This is a genomic window from Paenibacillus sp. FSL E2-0178 (genome assembly GCF_038593005.1).
GTDB classification, from domain to species: Bacteria; Bacillota; Bacilli; order Paenibacillales; family Paenibacillaceae; genus Paenibacillus_AQ; species Paenibacillus_AQ phytohabitans.
The window spans coordinates 788,965-807,173 of the sequence record NZ_CP151953.1 but is presented as its reverse complement, the minus strand read 5'-3'; the positions used below and the strand labels follow the sequence as shown (position 1 = coordinate 807,173).

Below are 18,209 nucleotides of genomic sequence, written 5' to 3'. Positions count from 1 at the left end.
GGACTGATTTCCATTTCCGGCCAGCAGCGGTATACTATAATCGGTTTCATAGGATCTAATTTGCTAGAGGGAGGATCTGCCGATTATGGAATATGTGAAGCTGGGAACAACTGGACTGGATGTATCACGGATTTGCCTGGGGTGTATGAGCTACGGGGTACCGGAGCGCGGGACCCATCCCTGGTCACTGAATGAGCAGGAGAGCCGGCCGTTTATCCGCAAAGCGCTGGAGCTGGGCATTAATTTCTTCGATACGGCCAACATTTATTCTGACGGTACCAGCGAAGAGATTGTCGGACGTGCACTCAAGGAATTCACCTCCCGTGATGAGGTAGTCATTGCCACTAAGGTCCATGGTAAAATGCGCCCGGGCCCCAATGGCGGAGGCCTGTCGCGCAAGGCTATTATGAGCGAGATCGACCATAGCCTGAAGCGGCTGGGGACGGATTATGTGGACCTGTACCAGATTCACCGCTGGGACCCGTCGACACCGGTTGAAGAGACGATGGAAGCGCTGCACGATGTGGTCAAGGCAGGCAAAGCACGCTACATCGGAGCATCCTCGATGTCTGCCTGGCAGTTTCTGAAGGCACTGCATGTGGCGCAGCAGCATGGCTGGACACGGTTCGTATCGATGCAGAATTATGTGAATCTGCTGTATCGTGAGGAAGAACGGGAGATGCTGCCGCTGTGCGAAGCGGAAGGGATCGGAGTGATTCCCTGGAGTCCGCTGGCCCGCGGGAGGCTGACCCGGGACTGGCAGGAGACGAGTACCCGATCGGAAAGTGACCAATTTGCTAAGCTGCTGTACTCCCAAACCGAAGAAGCAGACCGCCTTGTGGCGCTGCGCGTGAAAGAGATTGCTGAAGAACGGGGTCTTCCGCGTGCCCAGGTTGCACTAGCCTGGGTCCTGCAGAAGAAGCCGGTCACAGCACCGATTGTCGGAGCGACCAGCATGAGCCATCTGGAGGATGCCGCCGCAGCGGTGTCGGTCACGCTCAGTCCGGAAGATGTACTCCGTTTGGAGGAGCCTTATATTCCTCATCCTGTGATGGGCTACTAAGGACAGATACAGTAACGATAATACACCGTTTAATGAAGGAGCCGGGATGATCCGGCTCCTTTTTTAATGAAATTTATATATTTTGGGGCCCGCATAGTGGGGCTATTTGCGCTTAAGGGGCATAAATTCAGGGTGTTCTGGCACACTAAGGAAGATTCTCTATAACCGGAAGGAGGCAGGCAGGGTGCCGGACAAGAATATACTGGAGCTCATCAAAGAACAGCTCACGGATTGCAGCGATGCTGTATACCAGTCGATACATGTGTACGGACACTCCTGCATGCTGATCTATATTCCTGCCATTGTGGACATGCTCAGCCTGCAGGAATTTGTTTCCAGTCCGCTGAAATCAGAGGCTAACAGTGAACCGGCCTGGCCGCAGTTCATGGAGCGTCTGGACCGCGGCTCAGCCTTTGCGATTCCTTATATGAAGGCTTTTCATCCGGACAGGGCCGTGGAGCTGATTGTCAGCGGGAATCCGGTTCTCTGTATTGAAGGACTGCCGTATGTCTATTATTTCGAAATTACCCAGTATCAGAAGAGAGCAGTGTCCGAATCGCAGAACGAGCTGGTGGTCATTGGACCCCAGGAGGCTTTTATCGAGGATGTTCAGACGAATCTGTCCTTGCTGCGCCACAAGATCAAGCATGCTGATCTGAAGACCAAACATTTCTCGATCGGCAGATACACCAAAACCGATGTATATCTGGTTTATATCGAAGGGCTCTGTAAACCGGAAATCCTGGCTGAAATGGAAGAGAAACTAAATAATCTCTCAGTCGACGGAATTCTGGGCATCAGCTATTTGGCTGAGCATATGCGCCAGGGGCATTTTTCACCTTTTCCAATCTATCAATATACAGAACGTCCCGACTCTGTAGCCGCATCATTGATGGAGGGCAGAATCAGCATATTGCAGGACGGTACCCCGTCGGCATTACTGGCACCTGTAACTTTCTTTGCGCTCCTGCAATCCTCTGAGGATTACTACCAGAATTTCTACGCTGGCAGCTGGATCCGGCTGGTCCGCTTCTTTTTCTCGCTGATATCGATGATTCTGCCTTCTTTATATGTGGCGATCACAACCTTCCACGCACAGATTATTCCGTCCAACCTGCTGATCACCATTGCTGCCGCCCGTGAGAATATCCCTTTCTCCGCACTGACGGAAGCTTTGCTCATGGAACTTACTTTCGAAGCACTGAGAGAAGCAGGGACCCGCATTCCGAAGCCGGTTGGCCAGACTGTCTCTATTATCGGCGGTATTGTCATAGGGCAGGCTGCGGTACAGGCGGGAATTGTCTCAGCACCCATGGTCATTGTAGTTTCCATCACGGGTATCGCCTCCTACATCATCCCCCATCTTGAGCTTGGATTGACCTTCAGGCTGCTGCGATTCGTGCTCCTGATTCTGGGAGGGACGATGGGACTGATTGGTGTCTTTATCGCCGTTTTTATCATATATGGCCATCTGGCTAATCTAAAATCGTTCGGTACTCCCTTTCTCCAGCCGGTGGCTCCGTTGGTTCTGGAAGACTGGAAGGATACCGTGGTCCGTGTTCCGTCCCAGTATATGACGGAGCGCAGCTCCTCCTATACCGACAGGAAGAATAAAAGGAGACAGAAGTAATGAAGCCCCTCAAGCTGATCCTTGTGTTAGTGCTGCTTTTGAATCTGACCGGCTGCTGGTCCAAGCTGGAACTCGACGAATTGACCTTTGTATATGGCTTGTTTATTGATGTTGGTGAGGAACCCGGAACGGTTGAGGTGACTATCAGTTCACCGCTCCCGAACCGTCTGGATTCAGGCGCACAAGGGGGCGGGGCTGGAGACGGAAAGAGCTACTCTATGGTATCCAAGACTGCACCGACCATTCCGGAAGCTATCCTGCTGATTCAGAAGGATTTGTCACGCAAAATGGAGGCTTCACATCTCAAGATTATTGTACTGGGCAAACAATATGCCAAGCAGGGGATAGGAGATATGCTGGAATGGTTCCAGCGGCAGCCTGAGAATTCTCTCGGAACCTATATTATGGCTGCTCCAGGCAAGGCTAAGGAGATCCCGATGCTGACACCGGTCTTCGAGCAATTGCCCGATCAGGTGCTCAATAATATGGCCAGGCAAAAGATTCTGTTAAGTACTACAATCAGAGACTGCATCCTGTCGGAATCTTACCATATGGGCTATGCCATGAATTATTTATCTTTCGGCAAAAAAAGTGAAACTTCCGAGCAGGGGAAAACGGAATATTGGTGCGGGGTAGACGGTGTGATGCTGTTTCAGGATAAGAAGATGAAGGCCATACTGAAGGTGAAAGAGGGTAGAGCCTTGGCTTGGGCAGCAAATCATTACGTTCAATCTGTAAATTCGTTTGCATGGGATGATGATGGCAAGGGGACTGCAACTGCGTATTTTCTGAATGACAAAGCCTCCTCCTCTGTCAAGATGACTCCTGAAGGGCCAGTCTTTCATGTGAAGCTAAAAGGCCGGGCGAGTATAACCTCCTTCAAGGACTCCAAACAACGTAAAGCGGACCAGCTCAGCCATCTGCTTAAGACCAAACTTCAGGAGAAAGTGGTAAAGGAAGTTTCGGAGACGCTGGAAAATGTGCAGAAGGCGGGAGTAGATGTACTTCAGCTCGGTATGCTGCTGGAATGGAATTATCCGAAAGAATGGAAACGTCTGCGTGATCACTGGGAGGATTATTACAGCAGGGAGGCCCGGATCAAGGTGACAGCTGATTTTAAAATTGCAGATTTTGGTTCGGAGAAATAAGGGAGCGAAGGAGGAAATATGCGGACATCTAAATGGCAAATGACTCGGTTCTCGATTGTATACCTTGGCTCTCAAAGTACGATGTTTCTGATTCCCGGTCTCATTGAAACCTCATCCTATCAAGGATGGATAAGCCTGATTCTTGGCGGTTTCCTTGGGCTGATTCTGTTATATTTCACGATCATGGTGGGAAAGCTCAAGCCGGGAATAGGCTGGGTTGAGTTCGGGGCAGAGATTATGGGGAAGTGGCTGCATGGAATCATAGTGATTCTGCTCTTGTGCTGGTGTATTTATTACGTATCATATGATATACACAATTTTGCACTGTTCTTCGGAGGCAATTATTTGCGCGGAACTCCCCCGCTTTTTATTATACTTGTTGTGGGTCTGGTCATTATGTACACCGCTCATCTGGGTTTTGCCTCTATGGTGTATATGTCGGAAGGCATTGCTCTGATCTGCATTGTTTTTGCCATTCTAAGTACGTATTTATTCATCCAGCATGCAGAATATTCTATGCTTCCGGCATTTCTCCATTATCATGACCCGCACATCGTCATTAAGGATTCGATTACGGTGATGTCCTGGTTTGGCGAATGGGTTGTGTTTCTTTTTGTTGCCCCGGAGCTTAAGATCAGCAATAAGATCATGAAGCCACTTAGTTTGGGGGGGATCACTGTGATACTGATTGTTCTGATAGTATGGCTTATGACCATGCTGAATTTCGGCCCGTATCTCGGGAAGGAACTGCAGTTTCCCTTCCTGCAGATGATCCGCAGTTCCTCAAATGATGATCTCCTGGGAAACTCTGATCCGATTCTGATTGGCATATGGTCGTCCTCAATGTTCATTCACAGCTCTTTTATGATCTATGTTGCTTATAAATGTGCCTTGTATCTTACCAGACAAAAAGCAAAAAAAGTTATGATTCCGCTCCTGACGGTCTGTTCCATTACAATTGCATTTGTATACTCGATGAATGTGGCCGTATATTACCACAATTATTATTCTTTCAATACGACTATTTTTTGGCTGATTGTGGAGTTTATACCGGTGTACTATTTTATCGTGGCATGGGTACGCTCGAAGTCCGGCAAGCAGCTGAAATGACTGTTGATTCTCCCAATTATATAATGTAGACGCTTTCTGGTATGATTAAGCTATAGTACATACCTTTTTTTGGAATAGGATGGTGTCATTATACATGAATCTTCAAGAAGCATCTGCTCTAATCGAATCGATAAGGGGAAATTTGGCTAAGGTAATTGTCGGAAAAGAAGATGGTGTAAACCTGCTGCTGACAGCATTGCTCGCAAATGGTCATGTACTCTTGGAGGATGTGCCCGGAACAGGCAAAACGCTGCTTGCCAAAACACTGGCCCGCTCGCTGGACTGCGCGTTCAAGCGGATTCAGTTCACGCCCGACCTGCTGCCTTCTGACTTAAGCGGCATCAACTACTACAACCAGAAAAGCGGGGAATTTCAATTCCGTCCAGGTCCGGTATTCGCCAGTATCCTGCTCGCTGATGAGATTAACCGGGCAACTCCGCGTACCCAGTCAAGCCTGCTGGAATGTATGGAGGAGCGGCAGATTACCATCGACGGTGTGACTCATGAGCTGCAGCGGCCGTTTCTGGTCATTGCCACGCAGAATCCGATTGACAGCCAGGGGACGTTCCCGTTGCCGGAGGCACAGCTCGACCGGTTCTTAATGCGGATTACAACAGGGTACCCTACGTTTGATGAAGGGGTTCATATTCTGCAGCGGTTCCGCCAGAACAACCCGCTGGAGGATACCGGTGCGGTTGCAGGTGCACAGGAAATTCAAGAGATGCAGCGGCTTGCCGCTGGTATTAATGTAAGTGATGAACTGCTGGCTTATATGATCCGTGTGGTCGAGGCTACCCGTAAATCCCCTGCTGTCCGGCTTGGCGCGAGCCCCCGGGCAGGCTTCGCCCTCCTGCGCGCTTCGCAGGGATATGCTCTGATTCAAGGGCGGAATTATGTACTTCCGGATGATATTAAGTCCGTGGCCGTTCCGGTGCTTGCACACCGGCTAATCCTTCAGCGCGGACCCGGAGTCCGCGAGGGGCAATCGGCTGAGGTCGTGCTTCAGGTGCTGCGCGAGGTGGAGGTTCCGGCGGAGGCTGCTGTCCTGTCCAGAGGCGGAAGGGTGGAATGAGCCATGTCGCTGCCGTGGTTCATTGCAAGCACGCTGTTTCTGCTGTTATTCGTCTCTGCTATATACGACCGTAACGCGCTTAAGAAGGTCACCTATACCCGCTATTTCTCGGCCAAGGCCGTATATGCAGGAGAACAGGTGGAGATGGTCGAGGAGATCATGAATAAGAAGCTGCTTCCGCTGCCTTGGCTGCGTCTGGAATCCAGTATCGCCCGGGGGCTTGAGTTCGGCTCCCAGGAGAATCTGGGCATCAGCAGCGGCGAGATCTCACAGAATCATGTCAGCCTGTTCTTTCTCAGGTCTTACCGCCACATCAAACGCCGGCATAATGTGATCTGCCGGGAGCGCGGATTGTTTCTTCTGGAGACCGCAACGATGACCACGGGGGATCTCTTCGGGATGAGCCGCAAATCGAAGACCTTCCCGCTGCAGCTGGAGCTGCTTGTCTACCCGGGGCTGCTTCAATTTCATGAGCTTCCGCTGCCGGTGCACAGCTGGCTCGGCGAGCTGCCCGTCAAGCGCTGGATTGTAGAAGATCCGTTCCTGACCGCTGGTACCCGCGAGTACAGTGCAGGGGATTCCCTGGCTTCGATCAACTGGAAAGCGACAGCCCGGACAGGAAGCATGCAGGTGCATCAGAAGGATTACACGGCCGATTCGAGGCTTGTAATCTGCCTGAATGTGGAGATCAGCGATTCCATGTGGCGGACCGTAACCGATGTGGAACGGATTGAGCTAGGCATCCGGTATGCGGCGACCGTGGCTGAATATGCCATCAGCCATGGCATTGAGACCCGGCTGCTCAGCAACGGAAGGCTGGACGGCGGCGGGGCAAGAGATCCGGTGGATACCTGGCCGATATCACATGCTGAAGAATTCCTGGGCATGCTGGCCAGACTGAATCTGGACAGAACATTGCCAATGAGCAGGCTGATGGAGATTGAAGCAGAGAAGGATGAAGGCGATACGGATTATCTGATCATTACCTGTCACCGGGGAGCGGAACTGCAGGATGCCGCTGCGGTATTGAGTTTCATGGGGAATGGCGTAGAATGGCTGGATATTCCGGAAGAAGGCGGTGCAGCGCTATGAAGCTCCGTTTCTCGTCTTCATTCCAGGCCAACCTTGCGCTATGGATTACTGCTTTCATAGACTGGCTGCTGCTTCTGCCTGTCTGGCTGGCGCTGCAGACTTATCTGCAATCGGGTGAAGCAGCGGTTCGGTGGATTTACCTATTACCGCTGCTGGTTGCAGGCGGTGTACTGCTGCGGCATAGATGCAGCCGGTTATGGCAGCAGCTGCTGGCGGCGCTGCTGCTGGGTCTCTTGTCCGGACTGATAAGCAGCACACTGACACTCCCGGGCATCCCGCTGGTAGCGGGTGCCGCAGTCTGTGCGTATCTTGGCATGACTACAGCTTCACGGGTGAACCGGTTCAGAATCTATCTGGCCGGAATCACGATCTATTTCATTGCTTCCATAGCCTTCTCCCAGATTCCGGAGCTTCAGGCTAATGTGACTATTCTAACCTGGAGCGGAAGCTTATGTCTGGTGCTGGCACTGATTGATTCCAACAGCAGCCATCTGCGCTACAGCTCCTTAAACAGTGATTCAGCACGTCTGCCTGAAGGCCTGCGGCGGCATAACCGCCTGTATCTGGCGGGATTCATTGTCCTGGCGGCAATCCTGGCGGCGGGCGGCGGCAAAGCGGTGGGTATGCTGCTGTGGAATGCGGTGCGTCTCTTCTTCACCTGGCTCAGCCGGCTATCCTCTGGTGCAGAGGATCCTCCGCCGGAGGAGGCTCCTCCACAAGCCATTCAGGAATTCCCGGCAGCCGAAGCCGGTGAACCTGGCATTCTGGCCGCAATTCTTAACATTGGCTTCTATATTATAGGGGCGGCTGCAATAGCTGTGGTGCTGTATTACGGAGTACGCTGGTTATACAGAAATACCGGTGGACTGCTCCGCAGAGCAATGGACTGGCTATTGACACTGCTGCGCAGAGAATCGCCTGCAGCTGCTGCCGGTTATCAGGATGAAGAGACCAGCCTGTTCACTTGGGAGCAGACCGTTCAGGGCTTCAGGGATTACTTGCGTACCAGGCTTACACCATCCAGCCGCCGGGACCGGTGGGAGACAATGGACGGAAGCCGGGCACGCATCCGCTGGCTCTATCGTCATTGGCTCCGCGCCAAGCATACTGACGGATATGAGGTGAAGGCCTATCTGACCCCTCAGGAGACGGCTGCCGACGTGGCAGCATGGTCGGAAGGACAGAAGCGGCAGCGCAAAAACCCGGTTAGCGAAGGGGAAGCCTATAACCGCCTGCTTGCATTTTATAATAAAGCCAGATATGCAGACGAGGAACAGTCAGACCTCACTGAGCTCTCTGCTGAAGAGATTACAGCACTTAAAGAACAGTTGAAGCTGTAGCTAATCCTGCAGGAAGGAGAAATAGGGATGACCCCATATTTACGAGGCGAGCTGGCCAAAGAGGCCGGAGTAAACATAGAAACGCTCAGATATTATGAGAAATACGGGCTGATTCCGCAGCCTCAGCGCACGTCCTCCGGATACCGGATGTATCCGGAGGAAGCGCTGGAACGGATCGCTTTCATTCAGAATGCGAAAGCTTGCGGTTTCACTCTGCGTGAGATCAAGAAAGCTTTGGTCAAATCTTCAGACGGCAGTATCGGAATACCGGACTTTATTACAGTCATAGAGAGTAAAATGGCCGCTGTTGATCTGGAGATTGCCAAACGGCACAAGACCCGCACAAAGCTGGAAGAATTGAAGAGCAGCCTCCTTACACAGGACAGACATCCGGGTGTCCAGGAGACTCTTGATATCTTGAACATGAAAGGCTGAATCTGCCGGGAATATAATCTGAGATAGCCACTTGACCCTGTACTCCGGTACAGGGTTTATATTGTGTCTATGAACGATTAAGAGGAGGAATGAACCGTTATGTTATGCCCTAGTGTTACTCCAGCCGGACAGCTGCAGGTCATTTCCAACCAGTTGAAGCACAATAAACCGTATCCGGGACAATCGGTCCAAGAGATCCGCGCCGCCCTTGCGGAATCCGCCGGACAACTGCCTGTGCTAAACGGTGTGCAGGTTGAGCAGGTAAGGACAGAGAGGTTCAGTGGGGAGTGGGTCAGAACTGGTGGAAAAAAGGATGCGCATTGGGATACAAAGGTGATTCTGTATTTCCACGGCGGAGGGTTTGTGGCCGGCAGCTGTGCAGTCTACCGGGATCTGGCCGCAAGGATCTCGGCCGCCAGCGGAATTGCTGTGCTTACTGTGGAATACCGGCTGGCTCCGGAATTCCGTTATCCGGCTGCGGGTGAAGATTGCCTGTCTGCGTACCTGTGGCTGCTGGACCAGGGCTTCAAGCCCGGGCATATCATATTTGGCGGAGATTCCGTAGGTGCCACGCTTGCCCTTATGACGCTGATCTCTCTGCGGGATGAAGGGAAGCCGCTTCCGGGCGGGGCATTCCTGCTCTCGCCTCATGGAGATCTTGTTCATTTGGACGGAGAGTCTTATACGAGCCGGGCGGATAGAGATCCCACAGGAAGCCGGGAGACTAATCAGCGTATTCTGGAAGATTATCTTGGGGAGTATGCCGGGGAAGCTCCTGCACTATTATCACCGCTGAGACAAGACCTCACTGGATTGCCGCCTCTGTTCATTCAAGTAGGTGATCACGAGGTGCTGCTGAGCGATGCCGAGCGGCTGGCCGGTAAGGCACTTGTGGAGGGGACACCCGCCAAGCTGGAAGTGTGGGAGAACATGTGGAGTGTGTTTCAGATACTGGCTGCGCTGCTGCCTGAAGCGCAGCAGGCGATTCATCATATTGGCGAATATGTAAAAAAGACCCTGAAGCTGGAAGCTGAAGTATAAGGGCTTAAAACAGCAGACGCAGCAGCATCAGCGCCAGGATACCGGTAACTACGGTTCCGAGCAGGCTGCGGGTTTTGACGGCTACCCAGAAGGAGGGCAATGCCGCGATCAGCTCCACATTCGTGGAAAGGCCGGCGAACCTGCCATCTGTTACGAATAGCTCCTGGGCGACCAATGCAGCCATTACCGCAATCGGTACAAAGCTTAACCAACGCATCCCCCAGTCCGGAATGGAGATCCGGCTAAGCAGCATAAGCGGAAGAACGCGCGGGATGAAGGTAACGAGTGCAGCGCCCAGGATAATGAAGAAGATGTCCAGTCTTATTTCCATTGTTCAATCACCATTCCAATCGTAGAGGCTATAAGGGCTGCCGCAATCACGCCCATGCTGGGCGACCACAGAATAGAGACCAGAACGGCAACAATGACGGCTATGAAGCCGACGGTAATGTCCAGCAGATATTTGCGCCGTGCCATGACCGTCAGCACCAGCAGTCCGATGAACATGGCAGGCAGAGCGAAATCCAGCCCCCACTTCTCCGGACTGGATATCCACTGTCCGAGGAAGGCGCCGGCGATATTGGCCAGGAACCAGTTCAAATAGGCTGTAATATTAAGCCCGTGCATCCATTTCTCGCTGATCCGCTTCCTGGAGGCGCTCTTCTGGATGGCTACCCCGAAGGTCTCATCGGTAAGCAGTGAGCCAATCAGCAGATTGCGCAGCGGATTCAAATGGCGGAAGTACGGCGATATCGCCGCGCTCAGCAACAGATGACGCAGATTGACCAGCAGAATTGTGATGATGATACTGGAGGCGCTGCTTCCGGCCGCAATCATTCCTGCGGCGATAAACTGGGCTGATCCGGCATAAAGAATGATGGAGATCATGGCTATTTCGGCAATGGAGAGGCCGGCCGTTTTCTCCACGACGCCTGCTGCAAAGCCAATGCTTAGATAGCCGAGCAGAGTAGGGAGGCAGTCTTTGACCCCTTGCAGGAAGGTGTCATTCCCCTCCGGTACCTCTAGGGCATCCCGCTGCAGGCGGCCATTCGCCGGAGACTCCTGTTGTATAATTTCTGACTTCACGGATTCACTCGCTCCTCTATATTCCAAACTATTCATTTCCAAGCTATGTATAGCGTCAGATATAAACTTGTGATAACCACTTTGGTTAACCGCTTGCTGAAGGTTTGACAGTGACTGGTTACGATATATCAGGTATGCTTAATTGTACTTTGTACAACTAAATCACCTGATTTACTAGTGTTTAAGCGTTTAGTGGTATTTCGTGCAATTAAACTGCCCTATGTAGAGGGGTGCTCGCCCATTCGGGCAAATTTAGTTGTACAGACTACAGTTATAAGAGGCAAACATGCTTTTTCTCTGTTTTTAATTGCACATAATACAACTATCACTAACTTCCACGTTGAAACTGAATATGAATTTCAGTTTTTAATATCTAATAATTCACAGCGAATTGCAAGGAGATTCTATATTTTATATGCTGCAATGCCCTCGCCAGTTTCGGTACCGGCCAGCTTGCAGAAGCAAAAGGGTTCCGCTATCCACAGAGCAATCTGCGGCGGCGGAACCCTTTTATATTGATTTAGTCATGCCTTGGCTTAACAGGAATTGTTATTCCAGCACCAGAACGCCATATCCGTCCAGCGTATAACTTCCCGTGAGGGTTTGTCCGCTCAGCAGATCCGTTCTGGATTCCTTAAGCACGATCTCTGCCGGTTCTTCACTATAGTTAAGCAGGAAGGTGAGTCCTGCGGCGTTATCTTCCTCAGAAGCGCGGATCTGCAGCTCAATCTCCGGCGGCAATTCCAGCCATTCGGCAGCTGGTGAATTCAGCCCCAAACTTCCGATCATTTGCAGCACGGCCTGCTCATTGAATACAGCCCCGTAGTACCAGACTTCCCCCTTGCCGCGCTTGTTGCGGGTTACCGCCGGTTTGCCGGCATAATAATCGGTAGCGTAGGTTCCCATAACCTCGACACTGTCCTCTTCCACATGAAGAATATCATTGAAAGCATCCGCACCCGTAAGCGTCCCTGGATTATTCGTCCAACGGATCGAGGTAGGCTGACGTGTTCCTTTGACCATAGTGAACTCTTCCACGGTTACACCGCACATCTCCTGGGCTGCTCCGGGAAAAGGCCGCATATAACATTGTCCGGTGGTATCCTTGTATCCGGTGCGGCAGCCGAAGATCAGCTTCCCGCCTTGCTGTACATATTGATCCAGCAGGGCCGCTGTGTCGTCGCTCATAATGGCCGGATGCGGGTAGACCAGTACCTCGTAACGCACAAGCTCCGCAAGCGTTGTATTGCTGCGCATATACAGAACATCATTGGGGATATGCTTCCGCTGCAGTGCCTTGAACCATTCCTTGTTGCTCTGCCACATGAATGGCCCGTGCCAGATGTCATATTCCCCGTCCCACTCATTATCATAATCCCGAACGATGGCGATATTAGCCTGAGTCCGGCTGCCGATGAAGGCTTTGCCGATCTTTGCCAGCTCCTTGCCGATCTGCTCAGCTTCCTTCACGCGCCGGTTCGGCTGGTTATGATAGTCATTCAAGCCGTGCCAATAGATTTCGTTCCCCATAGTAGCTGTCCGCCAGCGGAAATAGAGCAGCATATCTGCACCATGGGCGATGGACTGATAAGTCCACAGCCGCATCTGCCCGGGCTTCGGAGATGGCATATCCATCCGGTTGACCCAACCGCCGGGTCCTGACTGCTGTTCCATCACACAGAAGTTGCTGCTGACCGAGCGGACCGCAGAGAGTGACAGTCCCCAGCCGCGGTCACGCAGCGGGTTCACCTCTGCCGGATCAAAGTAAATGGTTGAGAATTGCGGATATGAATCATAGCTGAAGAAGTCCAGCAGCTCGTCATTCAGCTCATGGCTGTCCAGATGTCCGAATAAGCCGTTCGTAGTCACCCACTGGTCAGGGGCCAGTTCACGGAGGATATCCGCCTGGATTTTGGCAAAATAAATCGTGTTATAAGAGATGAAACGCTTCTCATCCAGTGCCTGATGCGGATTGGGCTGGTTAGGCGAGGGGGTTGGCCGGGTCAGATAGACCTGTGACCAGCGCGTATAAGTCTGATTCCAGAACACGGTGCCCCAGGCTTCGTTCAGCTTATCCAGTGTTACATATTTGTCCTGAAGCCACGTCCGGAAGGCAAGATGGTCACTCTCCGAGTAGAACACATTTACCTCACAGTTCAATTCATTATCGATCTGCCAGCCGGTCACTCCGGGGTGACTGCCGTAATGCTCTGCAAGCTTAGTCACAATTCTGGCGCTGAGCTCACGGTATTTGGGGCTGCTGTAATTATAATGACGGCGCATGCCATGCTGCATCGTCACACCTTCATGAGTCACATTTAATACCTCAGGATATTGTTCGGTAAGCCAGGCGGGCGGAGTGGCAGTAGGTGTTCCCATAATCACCTTCAGCCCGTAGCTGTGCGCCAAATCTATAGCACGGTCAAACAGGCCGAATTGAAATTGGCCTTCTTCCGGTTCAAAGAGTGACCAGGCGAACTCGCCCATACGTACAATTGTGAATCCGGTTTCAACCATCCGCCGGTAATCATCCGCCCACATGGATTCAGGCCAGTGCTCGGGATAATAACAGACGCCAAGCTCGAATCGTTCTGCAGCAACAGGTTTCTTCATAGTAACCTCCAAGTGTAAATATATGCTTTATTGTTGGTACCAATCTATTGTATTATCAGCAGTATATACACTTATATAACATAATATTGCTATTGTATTACTATATTGCGTGCTTGATTCAAGGCGGAGAGAAGAGGGGATCGTATGAAAAAGCATTATGTTCTACCGCAGCCAGCGTATGCCCATTATGTATGCTATCCGGAGATGCTGGGCCATTACAGCGACTTCCCGCAGCATGCGGAGCGCAGAAGCGAAGGTTTCCTGGGCAGCTATAACCTTCATATGGTTTTTGGCGGAGAAGGGTATGTGTTCCAGGAAGGGGAACGGATATCGATGAAGCGGGGGAGCGGGTTTCTGTTCCCGCGGGGGGCTTACCAGCAATACGGTTCTGATCCGGGCCAGGCCTGGAATGTGCGCTGGGTCCATTTCGCCACAGCTTTATCTTTGCCGATGCTGGAGGAGGCGGATCACTCCCGCGGTTATTTTTTCACCTTCGATCCCGGAACGGGCTATGAACCGGTCTTCGAGGAGATGTACAGGCTAAGTGCGGCTTATGAGACCCGGAGTGAACCGCGTCTGTCTACCCTGCTCTATGAGATTCTTGTGACGCTGATGCAGAATTCTGAACCGCTGCACGGGTCGGTGCCGCTGGAGATCAGACATTCCATCCGGCTCACGGCCGACAGGATACACAGCGAATGCGAGCGGCCCTGGACACTGGAAGCGATGGCCAGGCTTGCCGGTTACAGCAGCTATCATTTTCTGCGGTTGTTCCGGAGCATAATGGGCAAGACGCCGAACCGTTATTTAAGTGACTGCCGGATGGCCCGTGCCAAGCTGCTGCTGGTTTCGACTGAGCTGTCTGTCTCGCAAATTGCGCTGCAATGCGGTTTTCACCAGTCCAGTTACTTCATTAAGGTCTTCAGACAGCTGGAAGGCCTACCGCCAAACCAGTACAGACGGCTGTTCAGCTCATAGAATCATAGCGTAGCCGAAACAATATTAACAAACTTTGTTACATTATCCGCGCTTTTTGTGCTGTACTTGACATGTTTTTGCTTGAGAAGGTTACAACCGGAGGCGAAGGGTTACAAAGTGGATACAATTTCCACGCTGTCTGCAACTATAATATTGCTAGTAAATACATCTGGAGGGAAATAAATGAGAAAGTATAGAGTTACATATGCTGCTCTGCTCGTGAGTACGCTTGTAGCCGGCCAGCTGGCCGGCAGCATCGCTGCCCCCGTTGCCGCCGCAGCCGCAACATCAAAGAACGCGGCGGCACCCGCCGCTGCACCAGCATTCAAATTCAATTCCGTTCCGCTGGGAGCCGGGGTGACTGCAGTCCTTGAGAACGTGAACATCTGGAGTCAGACCGGCGGAAATATCGTATCGTATACGCTGAAATATACCAATTCCGGAAATTCAAGCGCGAGTCTGCTGAAATATTTCTCACGGGTTGTAACACCTGGCGGTTCAGTGCTTCCGGGGAATCCGGTAGGAACGGATGCACTGAAGAAAAAAGTCGGCGCGAAAGAAAGTCTGAGCGTTACCTACTATGTAAATGTGGGACAAACTTCATCCTTGCAGGGCCTTAAGATCTCCATGCTGGTCTGGGACGCCAAGGCGAAGGGGTATCTGAAGCAGACGGGCTCTTACGCAGTTCCGGCGAATTACTCTACAGCTGCTGCAGCCGGTACAAGCCTGAATACCACCATGAACGACATTCCTGTTACAGCCAGTGCGGATTCACTGCAGCTCTACAAATACGGCGGCAAAGTCTATGCCAAGGTTGGACTCAATCTGACCAATAAAGGAAATAAGGTGCTGGGTGATCCGGGGTATTCCGCGTATCTGGTATCCGCCAGCGGGACTTCCTTTGAGCTTGCATTAAGCAGCACTCAGGCAGATTACAAGATTCAGCCGCAAGAGAAGCGGAGCATCTATTATCTGGCCGAAATACCAGCCTACCTTAAGACGGATAATATGAAGCTACAATTTACGCAAAAGGATGAAACTACGAAGCTGGAGCTGCCGAAATCGGCCTATAAGCTTCCAGCGGCCACATCACCTAATCTGGTCGTCGGCAGCGGCGTAGTCAAAAAAATCATCGTGAACAGCAATACCATAGAAACGCTGATACGCAATGCCAATGTATATTCCCAGGATGCGGATGCGGTATGGACTTTTCAGATGCAGATCAAGAATACCGGCAACAAAGCAGTAACGCTGCCAAGCTATGAGCTGGCGGTCAAATCCCAGAAAGGCACAACCTTTCCGGTGAGTGCGAAGGGGTTAAGCGGAGTTACACTCAAGCCGCTAGAGACCAAAATCATTCCGCTGACGGTCCGCGTACCGCTTGAAGTGGAGCAGTCCGGCCTGCAGCTGATGATGATCGAAGCGGTTGGCGCGGATACAGCAGTTGGATCTGGTACGGCAGGTTCAGAAGGTACAGAAGGAGCGTCTGGTGCAGGGAATGCCGGCAGCGGAGCGACGACATCCAAAATGATTTTCCCGGTTGCCTATTTCGTCATTCCTTACGCGCTTCGTGCGGATGTGCAGACGGGGCAGGAGTACATGATGACGAATTCATACGGCTCTTTCTCCTATAGTATTCAATCTGTGCAGCGTTACCCTTGGAGAGATGATGATATTGTAGCCGCCAGACTGAAAATTACCAATACACAATCCGTGTCGCTGACCCTGCCGGAACTTAAGGGTTCCATTAAGCTCGACAATGACAGCCTGCTCGTGACTACGGATCTGTTCATGGACAATAAAGAATCATCGGTCCTGGCCCCCGGCAAGTCAGTGGTACTGTATGTACTCGGCAAAATCGCCTATACGGCTGAGTTCCAGGATATCCGAATCGCCTTATACGGCACAGTGAATACAGAAACTGTTCCATTCCTGGATCTGAGCATCAACAACTCGATTAACAGTATTGCCATCATTCCGCAGGGCAAGAACTACACCGTCAATGGAAAAGGCAAAACAGCCACTGTGCAGGAGAACAGAACCACAGTCTATGAAGGGGAAAACTATAATCTGGTCTATACTGAGCTGCTCATGAGCAGTGAAGAGAAACGACAGAGCAAGATGGCCCGGCTGCAGGCGTATTACAGAACCAAAGATGGCCAATATTTTGAGGCAACGCCTAGCCAATCGGATAACAGCGCTGCTCCCGGTGCGAAACAGCTCGTGGTCTTCTGGACCAAGCTGCCCAAAACCACGGACATCAGTGACATCTCCCTCTATCTGGGTGCCGGTATCAACGGAGGCAAGCTGATTGAGAGTAAAGAGGAAGCGACCGGATTTGTGGATGTGGCTGCGCTCCAGCTGAATCCGCAGGCCAATGTACCGGCAACCACACTACTGAATACGGTTCTGTATCCTTATACCATTTCCTTCCTGAGCTCAGAAGGCAAACATCTGATATCCACGGATACTATCAATATTTCAATTAACTACAATTTGAAGCGGGATTATCAATACGATGCAGGAGCGTTGGAGCATAAGCTTATTCTACAAATTACCGATCCTTTCGGAATCTCGCAGGAAAAGACGCTCACCATAGGTACCGACCTGATAGAGGGAACGAACAACGTCTATTCGCTCTCCATCAACAGAAGCCTGTACAAAACTCTCGGCGGTGGTACTTATAAATTAACCTTGTATGATGAATTCCAGGGCGAACGGCTGATGCTCGGCGGCCAGGTCTATTTGGTCAAAGAAGAGCTTCCGCCTAAATCAGAGTAATTGATATTCACATCAGCCTAACTAAATATATAAATTCTTGTATTCTTAAAAAGGAGCAGCTTCCATGTTGCGTGTTGAAGATATAACGCATTCGTTCAAAACCGGCAATGAATGGACATCCGTTCTCCATAAAATCAATTTTGCCGTCAAACAGGGAGAGATGGTCGCACTGCTGGGGAGTTCCGGGTCCGGCAAGTCTACACTGCTCAACCTGATGGCCGGACTGATGAAGCCGACGGAAGGTCATATTTACATTGCCGACCAGGACATTGTGAAGATGGGCGAGAATAAGCTTGCCGAGTTCCGGCGCAAGCATATCGGATTTATCTTTCAGGCGTATGAGCTGATTACCAGCCTGACTGTCCGGGAGAATGTGGAGCTGCCGCTTGTATTCCAATCGGTGTCTCCATCCGTCCGCAAGAAGAAGGCGCTCGCCCTGCTGGAGCAGGTGGGCATTCCCGACAAAGCGGATTTATTCCCTTCCCAGCTCTCCGGGGGACAGCAGCAGCGGGTCAGTATTGCCCGGTCACTGATCACAGAACCGTCGGTCATCTTCGCAGATGAGCCTACCGGGAACCTGGATTCCAAGACCGAGGAGGAGATTATCAGCATTCTGCTGAATCTGAACCGTACGATGAAAACCACGTTTATTGTAGTTACACATGAATATAAGGTGGCGGAACAAATGCAGCGGATCTTTACGCTCAGAGACGGCTTCCTGATCACTGAGCAGCAGACAGCTGCGAAAGCCGGGCAGCAGGCAGCTGTAGAGACTGAAGAGCAGACAGCTGCAGAGACTGAACAGAAGGCAGCTGTGGAA

14 protein-coding genes and 1 pseudogene are annotated in these 18,209 nt (G+C 51.5%); 12 read left to right on the top strand and 3 right to left on the bottom strand.

The annotated features are described in order from the left end of the window. Positions 1-85: 85 nt before the first annotated feature. From MHI42_RS03325 to MHI42_RS03285, 9 genes are all read left to right on the top strand, one after another. On the top strand, positions 86-1,063 hold the full coding sequence (locus tag MHI42_RS03325) for an aldo/keto reductase (RefSeq protein WP_342422767.1): 978 nt from the start codon (positions 86-88) through the stop codon (positions 1,061-1,063). Between the two features lie 184 nt (positions 1,064-1,247). After that, positions 1,248-2,693 carry a spore germination protein gene (locus tag MHI42_RS03320; RefSeq protein WP_342422766.1) on the top strand — a complete coding sequence of 482 codons (1,446 nt, stop codon included), beginning with the start codon at positions 1,248-1,250 and terminating at the stop codon, positions 2,691-2,693. After that, on the top strand, positions 2,693-3,841 hold the full coding sequence (locus MHI42_RS03315; protein ID WP_342422765.1) for a Ger(x)C family spore germination protein: 1,149 nt from the start codon (positions 2,693-2,695) through the stop codon (positions 3,839-3,841). The genes MHI42_RS03320 and MHI42_RS03315 overlap by 1 nt, the downstream gene beginning before the upstream one ends. A gap of 18 nt (positions 3,842-3,859) precedes the next feature. Further along, positions 3,860-4,951 (top strand): GerAB/ArcD/ProY family transporter, encoded by a 1,092-nt coding sequence (locus MHI42_RS03310; RefSeq protein ID WP_342422764.1) that lies wholly within the window; start codon positions 3,860-3,862, stop codon positions 4,949-4,951. A 94-nt stretch (positions 4,952-5,045) separates the two neighbouring features. Beyond that, on the top strand, positions 5,046-6,023 hold the full coding sequence (locus MHI42_RS03305) for an AAA family ATPase (protein ID WP_342422763.1): 978 nt from the start codon (positions 5,046-5,048) through the stop codon (positions 6,021-6,023). A 3-nt stretch (positions 6,024-6,026) separates the two neighbouring features. Beyond that, on the top strand, positions 6,027-7,115 hold the full coding sequence (locus tag MHI42_RS03300) for a DUF58 domain-containing protein (protein ID WP_340987325.1): 1,089 nt from the start codon (positions 6,027-6,029) through the stop codon (positions 7,113-7,115). Further along, positions 7,112-8,455, top strand: coding sequence for a hypothetical protein (locus MHI42_RS03295; RefSeq protein WP_342422762.1), 1,344 nt, complete (start codon positions 7,112-7,114; stop codon positions 8,453-8,455). The genes MHI42_RS03300 and MHI42_RS03295 overlap by 4 nt, the downstream gene beginning before the upstream one ends. 27 nt (positions 8,456-8,482) lie before the next feature. Continuing rightward, positions 8,483-8,890, top strand: coding sequence for a MerR family transcriptional regulator (locus tag MHI42_RS03290; protein ID WP_342422761.1), 408 nt, complete (start codon positions 8,483-8,485; stop codon positions 8,888-8,890). Between the two features lie 99 nt (positions 8,891-8,989). Next, positions 8,990-9,931 carry an alpha/beta hydrolase gene (locus tag MHI42_RS03285; protein ID WP_342422760.1) on the top strand — a complete coding sequence of 314 codons (942 nt, stop codon included), beginning with the start codon at positions 8,990-8,992 and terminating at the stop codon, positions 9,929-9,931. Positions 9,932-9,935: 4 nt separating this feature from the next. On the opposite strand, the gene MHI42_RS03280 is transcribed toward MHI42_RS03285, so the two are convergent. From MHI42_RS03280 to MHI42_RS03270, 3 genes are all read right to left on the bottom strand, one after another. Next, on the bottom strand, positions 9,936-10,262 hold the full coding sequence (locus MHI42_RS03280) for an AzlD domain-containing protein (RefSeq protein WP_042137016.1): 327 nt from the start codon (positions 10,260-10,262) through the stop codon (positions 9,936-9,938). Continuing rightward, complete coding sequence (locus MHI42_RS03275) at positions 10,253-10,972, bottom strand: AzlC family ABC transporter permease (RefSeq protein WP_042141160.1); 720 nt, start codon at positions 10,970-10,972, stop codon at positions 10,253-10,255. The genes MHI42_RS03280 and MHI42_RS03275 overlap by 10 nt, the downstream gene beginning before the upstream one ends. Before the next feature lie 594 nt (positions 10,973-11,566). Beyond that, a complete protein-coding gene (locus tag MHI42_RS03270) occupies positions 11,567-13,630 on the bottom strand; it encodes a beta-galactosidase (RefSeq protein ID WP_342422759.1) in 2,064 nt (687 codons plus the stop codon). 144 nt (positions 13,631-13,774) lie between these two features. Here MHI42_RS03270 and MHI42_RS03265 point away from each other — a divergent pair, with 144 nt between their 5' ends. From MHI42_RS03265 to MHI42_RS03255, 3 genes and pseudogenes are all read left to right on the top strand, one after another. After that, positions 13,775-14,608, top strand: a complete 834-nt coding sequence (locus tag MHI42_RS03265; RefSeq protein ID WP_342422758.1) for an AraC family transcriptional regulator — start codon at positions 13,775-13,777, stop codon at positions 14,606-14,608. A 183-nt stretch (positions 14,609-14,791) separates the two neighbouring features. Further along, a complete protein-coding gene (locus tag MHI42_RS03260) occupies positions 14,792-17,389 on the top strand; it encodes a hypothetical protein (RefSeq protein ID WP_342422757.1) in 2,598 nt (865 codons plus the stop codon). Positions 17,390-17,453: 64 nt separating this feature from the next. Continuing rightward, positions 17,454-18,113, top strand: a pseudogene (locus MHI42_RS03255) (ABC transporter ATP-binding protein); the annotation flags it as partial. Positions 18,114-18,209: the final 96 nt, after the last annotated feature.

Bases quoted from the DNA above. Each gene is read 5' to 3' on its own strand.
- MHI42_RS03325 (WP_342422767.1), top strand. From the start codon at position 86: ATGGAATATGTGAAGCTGGGAACAACTGGACTGGATGTATCACGGATT.
- MHI42_RS03315 (WP_342422765.1), top strand. From the start codon at position 2,693: ATGAAGCCCCTCAAGCTGATCCTTGTGTTAGTGCTGCTTTTGAATCTG.
- MHI42_RS03310 (WP_342422764.1), top strand. From the start codon at position 3,860: ATGCGGACATCTAAATGGCAAATGACTCGGTTCTCGATTGTATACCTT.
- MHI42_RS03305 (WP_342422763.1), top strand. From the start codon at position 5,046: ATGAATCTTCAAGAAGCATCTGCTCTAATCGAATCGATAAGGGGAAAT.
- MHI42_RS03300 (WP_340987325.1), top strand. From the start codon at position 6,027: ATGTCGCTGCCGTGGTTCATTGCAAGCACGCTGTTTCTGCTGTTATTC.
- MHI42_RS03295 (WP_342422762.1), top strand. From the start codon at position 7,112: ATGAAGCTCCGTTTCTCGTCTTCATTCCAGGCCAACCTTGCGCTATGG.
- MHI42_RS03290 (WP_342422761.1), top strand. From the start codon at position 8,483: ATGACCCCATATTTACGAGGCGAGCTGGCCAAAGAGGCCGGAGTAAAC.
- MHI42_RS03285 (WP_342422760.1), top strand. From the start codon at position 8,990: ATGTTATGCCCTAGTGTTACTCCAGCCGGACAGCTGCAGGTCATTTCC.
- MHI42_RS03280 (WP_042137016.1), bottom strand. From the start codon at position 10,262: ATGGAAATAAGACTGGACATCTTCTTCATTATCCTGGGCGCTGCACTC.
- MHI42_RS03270 (WP_342422759.1), bottom strand. From the start codon at position 13,630: ATGAAGAAACCTGTTGCTGCAGAACGATTCGAGCTTGGCGTCTGTTAT.
- MHI42_RS03265 (WP_342422758.1), top strand. From the start codon at position 13,775: ATGAAAAAGCATTATGTTCTACCGCAGCCAGCGTATGCCCATTATGTA.
- MHI42_RS03260 (WP_342422757.1), top strand. From the start codon at position 14,792: ATGAGAAAGTATAGAGTTACATATGCTGCTCTGCTCGTGAGTACGCTT.